This is a genomic window from Nonomuraea fuscirosea, from assembly GCF_003001935.1.
Lineage (GTDB): Bacteria > Actinomycetota > Actinomycetes > Streptosporangiales > Streptosporangiaceae > Nonomuraea > Nonomuraea fuscirosea.
Genome location: NZ_PVNG01000015.1, coordinates 60,206 through 72,863 on the forward strand (window position 1 = coordinate 60,206; position 12,658 = coordinate 72,863).

General features: G+C 69.5%; 7 protein-coding genes. 2 read left to right on the forward strand and 5 right to left on the reverse strand.

Annotated elements, in window-relative coordinates:
• Positions 1-211: 211 nt before the first annotated feature.
• Both B0I32_RS31655 and B0I32_RS31660 read left to right on the forward strand, forming a co-directional pair.
• On the forward strand, positions 212-3,106 hold the full coding sequence (locus B0I32_RS31655) for a glycoside hydrolase family 48 protein (RefSeq protein WP_245956150.1): 2,895 nt from the start codon (positions 212-214) through the stop codon (positions 3,104-3,106).
• A 44-nt stretch (positions 3,107-3,150) separates the two neighbouring features.
• Positions 3,151-5,610, forward strand: a complete 2,460-nt coding sequence (locus tag B0I32_RS31660; RefSeq protein ID WP_106246419.1) for a glycoside hydrolase family 9 protein — start codon at positions 3,151-3,153, stop codon at positions 5,608-5,610.
• 192 nt (positions 5,611-5,802) lie between these two features.
• Here the strand turns inward: B0I32_RS31660 and B0I32_RS31665 are convergent, their stop codons facing one another.
• The 5 genes from B0I32_RS31665 to B0I32_RS31685 all read right to left on the reverse strand — a co-directional run bounded on the left by B0I32_RS31665 (position 5,803) and on the right by B0I32_RS31685 (position 12,360).
• A complete protein-coding gene (locus tag B0I32_RS31665; RefSeq protein ID WP_106246030.1) occupies positions 5,803-6,324 on the reverse strand; it encodes a hypothetical protein in 522 nt (173 codons plus the stop codon).
• On the reverse strand, positions 6,321-7,388 hold the full coding sequence (locus tag B0I32_RS31670) for a lytic polysaccharide monooxygenase auxiliary activity family 9 protein (RefSeq protein ID WP_106246031.1): 1,068 nt from the start codon (positions 7,386-7,388) through the stop codon (positions 6,321-6,323). The genes B0I32_RS31665 and B0I32_RS31670 overlap by 4 nt, the downstream gene beginning before the upstream one ends.
• 379 nt (positions 7,389-7,767) lie before the next feature.
• Entirely contained in the window at positions 7,768-9,021 is a 1,254-nt protein-coding gene (locus B0I32_RS31675) for a serine/threonine-protein kinase (protein WP_146178374.1), read from the reverse strand.
• Positions 9,008-9,979, reverse strand: a complete 972-nt coding sequence (locus tag B0I32_RS31680; protein ID WP_106246034.1) for a LacI family DNA-binding transcriptional regulator — start codon at positions 9,977-9,979, stop codon at positions 9,008-9,010. The genes B0I32_RS31675 and B0I32_RS31680 overlap by 14 nt, the downstream gene beginning before the upstream one ends.
• A gap of 221 nt (positions 9,980-10,200) precedes the next feature.
• Positions 10,201-12,360, reverse strand: coding sequence for a transglycosylase domain-containing protein (locus tag B0I32_RS31685; RefSeq protein WP_106246036.1), 2,160 nt, complete (start codon positions 12,358-12,360; stop codon positions 10,201-10,203).
• Positions 12,361-12,658 lie beyond the last annotated feature (298 nt).

Below are 12,658 nucleotides of genomic sequence, written 5' to 3' on the forward strand. Positions count from 1 at the left end.
CTCGCCGAATGCCCTCTAACGCAGATGAAACTTTCATCCCGGGCAGCCTGGTGAGAGGAAACACGGGGGTCACCGACACGCCATTCCGTTGACATACGCCGTACGGCACCCACAATCCCGTTTGGGAGCGCTCCCACACCCCTACTCCCATGGAGACCCCGTGAAGTACAGACCTCCGATTCTCTTGACCCGCTTAGCGAGGCGGCTCGCCGTGGCGACGACCCTCGTCCTCGTGGCGGGCGCGACCGCGGCCGTCACGGCCACTCCCGCCCAGGCCGCGGTGGCCTGCGACGTGACGTACGCGGCCAACCAGTGGACGAGCGGCCAGAACCAGGGCGGTTTCACCGCGAACATCACGCTGAAGAACACCGGTGACCCCATCACGTCGTGGTCCTTGGCCTTCGACTTCCCGACCACGGGCCAGCGGTACACCCCGACCGGCTGGGGCGCCAACTGGAGCCAGTCGGGCACCCGCGTGACCGGCACCAACATGCCGTGGAACGGCAGCCTGGCCACCGGCGCCTCCACGAACATCGGCTTCAACGGCACCTGGACGGGCAGCAACCCGAGCCCGGCCACGTTCAGCGTCAACGGGGTCACCTGCGGCGCCACCGGCAACGCGCCCACCGTCTCGCTGACCTCGCCCACCGCGGGCCAGACGTTCACCGCCCCCGCCACCGTGCCGATCACCGCCACCGCGGCCGACTCCGACGGCACCGTCGCCAAGGTCGACTTCTACCAGGGCTCCACGCTGCTGGGCACCGACACCTCCTCCCCGTACGCCTACACCTGGTCGAACGTGGCCGCCGGCAGCTACTCGATCACCGCCAGGGCCACCGACAACAGCGGCCTGGTCACCACCTCCGCCCCGGTCGGGATCACGGTCTCGCCGAACTCGGGCCCGGCACTCGTGGTCAGCCCGACGACGATCTCCGTGCCGGAGACCGGCACCGCGTCCTTCGGCGTGCGGCTGTCGCAGGCCCCGTCGGCGAACGTGAGCGTCTCCGTCGCCCGCGTCAGCGGTGACGCCGACCTCACCGTCTCCGGCTCCGCCACCAGGACGTTCACACCGTCGAACTGGAACACCGTGCAGGACGTCACGCTGGCCGCGGCCGACGACGACGACACCACGGCGGGCTCGGCCGTCTTCCGGGTCAGCGCCAGCGGCTACACCCCGGTCGACGTGACGGCCAACGAGGCGGACGACGACGTCGGCGGCGACAACGAGTACGTGGCCCGCTTCGTCGAGCTCTACAACGAGCTGCACGACCCGGCCAACGGCTACTTCTCGCCCGAGGGCGTGCCGTACCACTCGATCGAGACGTTCATGGTCGAGGCGCCGGACCACGGGCACGAGACCACGTCCGAGGCCTACAGCTACTACCTGTGGCTGGAGGCGACGTACGGGCAGGTGACCGGCGACTGGTCGAAGTTCAACGCCGCGTGGGCCTCGATGGAGAAGTACATCATCCCGGCCACCGCCGACCAGCCGACGAACTCCTTCTACGACCCCTCGAAGCCGGCGACGTACGCGGCCGAGTACGACACGATCAACAGCTACCCGACGCAGATCGACTCCAGCGTCAGCGTCGGCACCGACCCGATCGCCGGCGAGCTGCAGAGCGCGTACGGCAGCCGCGACGTCTACGGCATGCACTGGTTGCTCGACGTCGACAACACCTACGGCTTCGGCCGCTGCGGCGACGGCACGACCAGGCCCGCCTACATCAACACCTACCAGCGCGGCCCCGAGGAGTCGGTCTTCGAGACGATCCCGCAGCCGTCCTGCGACACCTTCGCCCACGGCGGCACGAACGGCTTCCTGGACCTGTTCATCAAGGACTCCTCGTACGCCAAGCAGTGGAAGTACACCAACGCCCCCGACGCCGACGCCCGCGCGGTCCAGGCCGCCTACTGGGCGCTGACCTGGGCCAAGGAGCAGAACAAGGCCGGTGACATCTCCGCCACCGTGGCCAAGGCGGCCAAGATGGGCGACTACCTGCGTTACGCGATGTACGACAAGTACTTCAAGCAGCCCGGGTGCACGAGCCCCTCGTGCCCGGCGGGCACCGGCAAGAACGCCTCCAACTACCTGCTGTCCTGGTACTACGCCTGGGGCGGCGCGACCGACTCCAACGCCGGCTGGGCCTGGCGGATCGGCTCCAGCCACAACCACGCCGGCTACCAGAACCCGTTCGCGGCGTGGGCGCTGTCCAACGTGACCGAGCTGCGGCCGAAGAGCTCGACCGGCGCGACCGACTGGAGCACCAGCCTGACCAGGCAGCTGCAGTTCTACACGTGGCTGCAGTCGGCCGAGGGCGCCATCGCCGGCGGCGCGACCAACAGCTGGCAGGGTCACTACGCCACGCCGCCGTCCGGGCTGCCGAAGTTCCACGGCATGACCTACGACTGGCAGCCGGTCTACCACGACCCGCCGTCGAACCAGTGGTTCGGCTTCCAGGCGTGGACGATGGACCGGGTGGCGCAGCTCTACTACGCCACCGGCAACGCCGACGCCAAGGCGCTGCTGGACAAGTGGGTGTCGTGGGCGCTGGACAACACCACGATCAACGCCGACGGCAGCTACGAGATCCCGTCCACGCTGCGCTGGACCGGCCAGCCCGCGGGCAACTTCAGCTCCGCCTCCGGCATGCCGCCGGCCAACCCCGGCCTGCACGTGACCGTCGTGGACCACACGCAGGACGTGGGCGTCGCGGGTTCGTACGCCAAGGTCCTGATGTACTACGCGGCCAGGGCCGACCACGCCGAGGCCCGTGACACGGCCAAGGCGCTGCTCGACGGCGTCTGGGACAACCGCGACGCCGAGGGCGTGTCGGTGCCGGAGACCAAGACCGACTACCAGCGCCTGAACGACCCCGTGTACGTCCCGGCCGGCTGGAGCGGCGAGATGCCCAACGGCGACCCGATCAACTCGAACTCCACGTTCATGTCGATCAGGTCGTTCTACGAGGACGACCCGGACTGGCCGCGGGTGCAGGCGTTCCTGAACGGCACCGGCTCCGCGCCGGTCTTCAACTACCACCGGTTCTGGGCGCAGGTGGACGTCGCCGTCGCCCTGGCCGAGTACGGGCGGCTCTTCCCGTGAGAAAGGCAGCCATCACAGCCGCGGCGTCGCTGGTCCTGTCCCTGATGGGGGCAGGGCCGGCGGCCCCGGCCGACGCGGCGGCGCCCGCCTTCGCCTACGGCGAGGCGCTGCAGAAGTCGCTGTTCTTCTACGAGGCCCAGCAGTCGGGCGAGCTGCCCGGCTGGAACCGGGTCTCCTGGCGCGGGGACTCGGGCCTGGACGACGGCGAGGACGCCGGAGTCGATCTCACGGGCGGCTGGTACGACGCGGGCGACCACGTCAAGTTCGGCTTCCCGATGGCCTTCTCCGCCACGATGCTGGCCTGGGGCGCGGTCGAGTACCGCGACGCCTACGCCTCCTCCGGCCAGCTCTCCCACCTGCTGAACAACCTCAAGTTCGTCAACGACTACTTCGTCAAGGCGCACCCGTCGCCGAACGTGCTCTACGGGCAGGTCGGCAGCGGCGGCACGGACCACGCCTGGTGGGGCCCGGCCGAGGCGATGGCGATGGCGCGGCCGGCGTACAAGATCGACGCGTCGTGCGGCGGGTCGGACCTGGCGGGGGAGACGGCGGCGGCGATGGCGGCCTCCTCGATCGTCTTCCGCCCGACAAATCCGTCTTATGCCGACACGTTGGTGACGCACGCCAAGCAGCTGTACTCCTTCGCCGACACCGTCAGGAAGAAGTACAGCGAGTGCATCACCGACGCCTCCAGTTTCTACAACTCGTGGAGCGGCTACAACGACGAGCTGGTGTGGGGCGCGATCTGGCTCTACCGGGCCACGAACGACGCCTCCTACCTGGCCAAGGCCGAGAGCGGCTACGCCAACCTGGGCACGGAACCGCAGAGCAACACGAAGTCGTACAAGTGGACTCTCGCCTGGGACGACAAGTCGTACGGCGCGTACGTGCTGCTGCACAAGCTGACCGGCAAGCAGCAGTACCTCGACGACGCCAACCGCTGGCTCGACTGGTGGACGGTCGGCGTGAACGGGTCGAAGGTGGCCTACTCGCCGGGCGGCCAGGCCGTGCTCGACCGGTGGGGCTCGCTGCGGTACGCGGCCAACACCTCGTTCGCCGCGCTCGTGCACAGTGACACGATCACCGACGCCACCCGCAAGGCCCGTTACCACGACTTCGCGGTCCGGCAGATCGGCTACGCGCTCGGGGACAACCCGCGCAACTCGTCGTACCTGATCGGGTTCGGCGCCAACCCGCCGAGAAACCCGCACCACCGTACGGCGCACGGCTCGTGGACCGACCAGATCACCAACCCCGAGCAGACCCGTCACACCCTGTACGGCGCGCTCGTCGGCGGACCGCCAGACCCGAACGACGCCTACACCGACAAACGCGACGACTATGTCATGAACGAGGTCGCCACCGACTACAACGCCGGCTTCACCAGCGCGGTGGCCCGGCTCTACCAGGAGTACGGCGGCGCGCCGGCGGCGAACTTCCCCGTGGCCGAGACCCCGGACGGCCCCGAGATCTTCGTCGAGGCGGGCGTCAACGCCTCGGGGAACGGCTTCACCGAGATCAAGGCCATCGTCCGCAACCAGTCGGCCTGGCCCGCCCGGGTCCTGTCCGACGGCTCGTTCCGCTACTACTTCACCCTCGACGGCTCGACGACCCCGGCGCAGATCAGCGTCTCGTCGGCCTACACGCAGTGCGCGGCGCCGACCGTGCGCCAGGCGAGCGGCAGCACGTACTACGTGAACGTCGACTGCTCAGGACAGGCCATCGCGCCCGCCGGGCAGTCGCAGCACCGCAGGGAGGTGCAGTTCAGGATCACCAGCGCGGGCACGTGGGATCCGGCCAACGACTGGTCGTACCGGAACATCCCCACCACGCCCGGAGCGACGCCGGTGCGCACCTCGAACATCACCCTCCACAGCGGCGGCACCACGATCTGGGGTGAGCCCCCGGGTCCGGTGGAGGAGGATACCAGCGCTCCCGGCAAGCCGGGCGAACCCGCGGTCTCCGCGATCACGGGCACCTCGGCCAGGCTGAGCTGGGCCGCCTCCACCGACGACGTGGGCGTGACCGGTTATGACGTCTACCTGGGGTCCACCAAGGTAGCGACCGCCACGAGCACGTCCTACGACCTGAGCGGGCTCACCCCTGCCACGGCCTACACCGCCCACGTGGTGGCCAGGGACGCGGCGGGCAACACCTCGGCGGCCTCGGACAGCGTCTCCTTCACCACCACCGACGCCCCCGGGCCCGTCGGCGGGTGCACGGCCACGTACCAGGTGGTCAACTCGTGGGGCGGCGCGTACCAGGCCGAGGTGACGGTCAAGAACGCCGGCACGTCGCCCACCAGCGCCTGGACGGTCGCCTGGACCGCCTCAGGCACGATCACCCAGCTCTGGGGCGGCCGGCACACCGTGTCCGGCAGCACGGTCACGGTGCGGAACGAGGCGTGGAACGGCGCTCTCGCGCCCGGCGCGAGCACCACGTTCGGCTTCATCGCGGGCGGCTCCGCCACGACCCCCGACCCGATCAGCTGCACTCCCGGCTGATCCGCGACCCCGCCCCCGCCGCAGCAGCGGCGGGGGCGGATCCAACGACCCGACTGAACCGGCCGGCCGACGGCTGCGTATGAGGAGGTGAGGGCCAACCAACAATCCCTGCCCGACACACCATCCCGCCCGGATGGGACGGACGCGGTCGAACCTCCACTCGACCGCGTCCGTTTTGTGTGTGCTGTGGTGTCATTTCGCGGCTGTCGCCAGCGCGAACCTCTCCCGCGCCGCGTCGATCGCCGCGTCGTCGCTGAACTCGGCGAACGCCTGCTCGTGGTAGCGCGCGGGGATGAGCCGCCTGACCCGCTCGGGGTAACCGGCGCCCGCTTCGGGCACCCTGACCTGGGGCGGGATGTCGATCTTCACGGCGATCGGGCCCGAGGCCCGGACGGAGGACGCCCAGTCGTTGCTCTGCCCGGTGATGGCGCACATGTGCCGGGCGTAGACCCAGCGCACCTCGACCAGCGAGGTGACATCGGAAGGTTCGGTGCCGAAGGGCTCCACGGCGCACACGACGGCCGCGTCGAAGCTGTGCCCGTGGGAGTGGTGCTCGCCTGGCGAGGCCTGTTCGAGTATCAGGGTCACCTGGGCGGCGAGCTCCTCGTTGAGCTGCGTGGACGGCTGCCTGGACACGAAGAACGTCACCCCGGCCAGGGTCAGGCCGGCCAGGGTGACGACTGCCGCGACGAGCCCGCGACGGGTTGAGATCACGGGCTGGTGCAGGTCAGGCTGGGTGCGGGGCTCGGGACCGAGCCGGTGGCGTTGAACCCGAACGTGGTGGAGGCGTTCGGTGCGAGCTGCGCGTTGTGCGTGGCGTTCTTGACCGCCACGTTGGGCGCCTGCGCGGACAGCACGCCGTTCCACGGCTGGCCCTCGAAGCCCTGGCCGCCGCTGTAGGTCCACTTGACCGTCCAGCCGTTCAGCGCGCTGGTCCCCGTGTTCTTCACGGTCACCTCACCCTGGAAGTGGCCGGCCCAGCCGGTGTCGGTGGCCTTCCACGTGGCGGTGCAGCCGCCGGTGGGCGGGGGGTCGGTCGGGTCGGGGTCAGGGTCGGGGTCGGGGTCGGGCGTGCTGCCGCCGGGGCCGACGCCGGTGACCTCGCCGTTGCCGCCGTCGAAGACGACGTCGGAGCAGCTGTAGAAGTTCTCGCTGCTGTCCGAACGGATCCAGTGCGTGTAGATGATGTGCCGTCCGCTCTTGCCGGAGGGCAGCTGGGCGTTCCAGTAGTAGTAGTTGAGCCCGCCGGCGCCGCCGGACTTGGGCGGATTGGTGACGCTGCCGAACGGCTCCAGGTCGGACCACTTCAGCGGCCCGTTCGGGTTCCAGCCGTTCTTGGTGATGTAGTAGTTGAACGCCCCGGGGTGCTCGGCCCAGTTGCTGTGCCGCATCGTGATGGAGGCCCCGGAGGTCAAGTGGGTCAGCGGCCAGTCGGAGCGGACCGCGTTGTAGGCCGAGAAGTCATAGGGCCCGCCGGTGCCGCCGCTGCAGAGCTGCCCGTCGGGGATGAACCCGGAGGTCCGGCCGGCGCCGTCGGAACGCAGCACCGCGAACCAGTTGTACAGGGGAGTCGTGCCGCTCTGGTTGACGGCGGCGGCGCACGCGGGGTTGTAGGGGAGGATCTGCCCGTTGTCCCGCAGGCCGTCCTGCCAGCACAGGAACGTACGGGCGCCGGGGAACATCGACACCCCGTGCGCCTGTGCCTGCGTTGGAGCCATCAGGACACTGGTGATGAGGACGAGGACGGCGGTGAGTGCCGCCGACTTGAATAACTTCATGGGATTCCCTTGCGCTGACGACAGAGGAGAACTGCCCACGACCTGCCCGCCCGGCCAGCGCATTGAATCACGACATTTAGTGATTCGACAATCTTCAGTGAAACTTTCACGCGATCTTAGTCATGGCGAATAATTGGGACTGCCTTTTTGGGAGCGCTCCCACTACACTTCCCGTGGCGGGGCCCGGGGAAGCGATAGGTCATGAGGCTTGGGCGCCTCCTGGCGATCATCGTCAGGCACCCGTGAGGCTCGCGCGGGGCCACGCATTGTGAGGGGTCTGGCTCGCGCGACGGAGGGGTACGGCTGGTGCGGCCGTACCCCTCATCAATCGAGAACCGCCGCGCTCGCCCTCGCCGTCCCGGCCTCGCGTCCCGCGGTCTCAGTCCCGCTGTACGGCGGCGTCGATGTCGTCGAGCCTGGCCTGCAACTCGCTCAGGCAGGCCGGCGTGAGCCGGCCCTCCCGCAGCCGGGTGGAGAGCTTGGCGCGCAGGCTCGCCGTCCTGACCTCCGACGGGCCGTGCCGCGGCGTCACCGTGTCGTCCAGGACCTGCCGCAGGTCCAGCACCACGTCGTCGTCGGTGGCGCCGCACGGCGTCCTGGCCTCCAGCGCCGTCCTGAAGTCGGCCGCGGCCTGCTCGACGGTGATCGCCGTGGCCGTCGAGCGCTCGGCCAGGACGGCCGTGGGCGTCGGCGGCGGCACGGCCGCCCGCTGCTCGGGCGGCTGTTCAGGCGGCCTGGCCTGCTGGAACCAGAGCAGGATCGACAGTGCGATGGCCGCCGAGCCCGCCACCGTGAGCCCGCGCCGCACGTGCCGGCCCAGGGTCGCGGTGCCGAGCGCGGAGGTCAGCGCCGAGACGATCTGCGCCGCCGTCGGCCGCTCCTCCGGCAGGCGCGCCAGGCAGCGCTGGCAGAGCGAGGCCACCGCGTTCGGCACGCCGGCCACCCTGGGCGGGGGCTCGGTCCTGCGGGCCGCCTCGATCTCCTCCCACGTGGTCTCCGGGTACGGCGTGCGCCCGGTGAGCATCGTGTGCAGCAGCACGCCGAGGGCGTAGACGTCGACCGCGGGATCGGTGGGCGCGCCGAGCAGCCGCTCGGGGGCGACGTAGGGAGGGGTGCCGCGGTCGTCCTCGGGGTCGCCGGCCCAGGCCGCGATGCCGAAGTCGAGCAGTTTGGGGCCGGCCGCGGTGAGCAGCACGTTCTCCGCCGTCACGTCCCTGTGCACCAGGCCGCGAGCGTGCCCGGCCATCAGTACCCGCGCCAGCCGCAGCGCGATGGAGGCGGCCTCCTGCCACGGCAGCGGGCCCCGTTCGATCCGCTCGGCCAGCGGAGTGCCGTCGAGCAGCGGCATCACCACGTACGCCGCGACGCCGCCGCTCGTGGTGACGGTCTCGCCGTAGTCGTAGATCTCGATCGAGTCGGGGTGGATGAACCTGGCCGCGGCGCGGGCCTCGCTGCGCACGCTGACCCGTTCTCCCGAGTCGGTGTGCAGGGAGGCGGTGAGCACCTTGACCGCGATCATCCGGTGCAGCGACTGGTCGAAAGCCCGCCAGATGACCGACATGCCTCCTCTGGCCAGCGGGTCCAGCAACAGATACCTGCGGGCCAGTACGTCCCCGGGCTCAAGCCGACTCACGGACGACCAGTTCCGTGGGGAGGACGGGGTCGATGCCCGCGGCCCCCGTCAGGAGCAGCCGGGTGGCGACGGTGGCGAGCTCCTCGACGGGCTGGCGGACGGTGGTCAGGGCGGGCACGGTGTGCCTGGCGACGGGGGCGTCGTCGAATCCGATCACCGCGACGTCGGTCGGCACCTTGCGGCCCGCCCTGCGCAGGGCCTGGATGGCGCCGGCCGCCATCAGGTCGGAGGCTACGAACACGGCGTCCAGACCTGGGGCGTGGCGTAACAGCCACTGCATGGCGTGGGTGCCTGAGGCCGCGGTGAAGTCGCCGTACGCGACGGGGACGTCGGGTGCGCCTGCGGCCTGGAGGGTGCGGACGAGGCCCTCCAGCCGGTCTCGGGCGCCGGGTAAGGACGGCGGCCCGCCGATGGCCGCCACGTTTCTGCGGCCGGACAGCAGGAAGTGCTCGGCCGCCTGACGGCCGCCGTCGAGGTTGTCGACGTCGGCGTACGGGAGCTTGAGGTCGTGGGGCGGCCGGCCGATGTTGCGCACCGGGACGCCCGAGGTGGACAGTTTGATCGCCAGGGGATGGCGTTCCCTGGCGCCCACGATGAGCACCGCGCCCGAGAGGGCGGGCAGCGTGGAGGAGGTGGGGGAGATGGTGGTCACCATGAGGTGGGTGCCGTGTTCGGCGATCACCGCGCCGGCGGCGGACAGGAGCCTGGCGTAGTAGGGCTCGGAGAAGAGCCGGGGGAGATGGTCACAGATCACCGCCGTGACGCCGTCGGCCATGGTCTTGGCGGCCGTTCCCCGGGGTGCGCGTTGCCTGACGTATCCCATGCGGGACACGGCGTCGTAGACTTGGCGGCGGGTCGAGGTACTGACCCGCACCGAGCCCGTGAGGACTCGAGATGCGGTCGCGGGGGAAACCCCGGCAGCGGCCGCCACCTGTGCCAGTGTGGGCTGCTCGGTCATGGAGCACCTCGCGGAAAGATCCTGGGAGCGCTCCCACGTTACCAATGTTTCGCCGTTGTTAATAGGGCCTTTGCAAGGAGTGCGTCCCGTTGTACGGACGCACTCCGAATCTGCTCAGCTCGGGGCGCTGGTAACCGTCAGAGGTTTCTGTGCCGGATGGGGCGCAGGACATTCTGATAAATGCCCGTTTGTCCCATCCGGCACTTCGGCAGCCGTCTCGGTCACTCTCCGCCCAGGCCCGTGTCCACTCCCGTGTAGTCCTCGTCGCCGCCGGTGACGTCGTCCCTGTCCTCGTCGGGCGTCTCGCGCCGCGGCGCGCAGCCCGAGCCGCAGCCGCCGAACCGCTCGGTGTTGACCGGGGTGAAGGCGGTGGCCGGCGTGCCCTTGAGGGCGGCCAGCATGGTGTCCTTCCAGATCGGCCCGGGGATCGAGGCGCCGAAGACGTTGGCGTAGTACCGGCCGCCGATGGTGACGCCGTTGAGCTTGTGGTTCTGGGCGCCGCGCGGGTCGCCGATGCTGACCGCGCCCGCCAGGTCCGGGGTGAAGCCGGCGAACCAGGCACTGGCCTGGTTGTCCGTGGTGCCCGTCTTGCCGGCCGCCGGACGGCCGATGCCGCCGACGCCGCTCATCGTGCCCTTGGTGAACACGCCGGACAGGATGCTCGCCGCGGCGTCCGCGACCTCGGGGTCGAGCTTCTGCTCGCAGTCGGGCTTGTAGTTCTTCACCTTGCCGTCACGATCGGTGATCTTAGTGATCACCATGGGCGTGCAGCGCTTGCCGCGCGCGCCGAGGGTGGCGTAGGCGTTGGCGACGGTCACCGGGTCCATCTCGTTCGTGCCCAGCGTGAACGTCTCGTACTCGGTCAGCGGCAGGCCGTCGGAGCGCTTGATGCCCAGGTCCTTGGCCGTCTTGATGGTGTCGCACAGGCCCACCTTCTGCTCCAGCTGCACGAAGAAGGTGTTCACCGACTTCCAGGTGCCGGTCTGCAGCGTCATGAAGCCGCCGCCGCCCTCGTCGTTGGTGACGGTGTGCGAGGGGTCGCCGATGTTCTCGCCCTTGCAGTTCTTGAACGAGGAGTAGTACGGGGACCGGTAGCCGCCGCCGACGGAGAACCCCTGGTTGAGCTTCATGCCCTTCTTCAGCGCGGTGACCAGGGTGAACGTCTTGAACGTCGAGCCCGCCTGGAACCCGGTGCCGCCACCGTGCACGGCGTCGGCCACCACGTTGTACGACATCTCCTTCTTGCGCTTGTTGTTGCCGTACTTGCGGCTGGCGGCCATCGCCTTGATCGCGCCGGTGCCGGGCTGGACCAGGGCCTCGGAGGCGACCGGGTCGTCCGAGGCGAACACGTGCTTCCTGATGGCCCGCTCGGCGGCCCGCTGCATCTTCGGGTCGAGCGTGGTCTGGATGGTCAGGCCGCCCCGGTTGAGGAACGCGCTCCTGGTCTTGGCCTTCTTGCCGAAGGCCGGGTTGCTGAGCACCTCGTTGCGGACGTACATACAGAAGTACGGATATTTGCTCTCACCGCATCCGCCCGGGATCGGGGTGTTCTTGAAGCCGAGCTTCTGGGCCTTGGCCGCGGCGGCCTCCTCCGGCGTGATCTTCTTCAGCTCGGCCATCCGGTCGAGCACCACGTTGCGCCGCGAGAGCAGCCGCTTCTGCTGGGCCTTGCCGATGTTGGGGTCGGTCGCGTTGGGGTCCTGCACCGCTCCGGCCAGCGTCGCCGCCTGGGCCAGCGTCAGGTCCGACGCGCTCACCCCGAAGAAGCGCTTGGCCGCGGCCTCCACGCCGTTGGCGCCCGCGCCGAAGTAGGCGATGTTGAGGTACTTCTCCAGGATCTGGTCCTTGGTGTACTTCTCCTCGACCGCCATCGCGTACCGCAGCTCCTTGAGCTTGCGCGCGTAGCTGGCCTCCAGGGCCGCGGCCTTCGCCTCGTCGCTTGCGGCGGAGTTGAGCAGCACCTGCTTGACGTACTGCTGGGTGATCGACGAACCGCCCTGGGCGATGCCGCCCGAGGTGGCGTTCTTGGCCAGGGCCCGGATCGTGCCCTCGATGTCGATCGCGCCGTGCTCGTAGAAGCGGAAGTCCTCGATGGAGATGATGGCCGTCTTCATGATGTCGGCCACCTGGTCGAGCGTGACGCTCTCGCGGTACTCCTCCCAGAAGTAGGCGATCTCGTTGCCCTTGGCGTCGAGCAGCGTCGTCCGTTCGGCCAGCGGGGGCTCCTTGAGCTCCTCGGGTTTGATGCCGAGGTCCTCCGACGCCGAGACGAAGATCGCCCCGGTACCCCCGACCGCGGGCAGCGCGATGGCGGCGGCCACCACGCCGGCCGCCGCCGCGGCCGCCGTCAGGCGCGCGACACTCGACAAACGGGAACCCATGACGGTATACCCTCCCCCTCGTGGCATTTGGGTGCATCCTAAACCCGGGCATGACGTGCTCCGGGTAAAAACTTGGACGCTCGTTGACCCGGAAATGTTGCTCCTGTGCGGGGTTTTCTCCGGATTCATAGGCAAAGTGGCGTTCGACCTGGTCGGGACGTACGGGACTGCTGTGCCGCGTGTGACGTGAGCCCGTAGCGGCCGCCCTCTCCGCCGCCTTCTTCCGCGCCGTCTTCTGTGGCGGCCGAGTTTCCACCAGGCCAAGGCAAAGAAGCGTGTTGTCCGCCGGGTCGTCGCG

Excerpts from the sequence above, each read along its gene's own strand:
- B0I32_RS31670 (WP_106246031.1), bottom strand. The coding sequence starts at position 7,388 with ATGAAGTTATTCAAGTCGGCGGCACTCACCGCCGTCCTCGTCCTCATC.
- B0I32_RS31680 (WP_106246034.1), bottom strand. The coding sequence starts at position 9,979 with ATGACCGAGCAGCCCACACTGGCACAGGTGGCGGCCGCTGCCGGGGTT.
- B0I32_RS31660 (WP_106246419.1), top strand. The coding sequence starts at position 3,151 with ATGGGGGCAGGGCCGGCGGCCCCGGCCGACGCGGCGGCGCCCGCCTTC.
- B0I32_RS31685 (WP_106246036.1), bottom strand. The coding sequence starts at position 12,360 with ATGGGTTCCCGTTTGTCGAGTGTCGCGCGCCTGACGGCGGCCGCGGCG.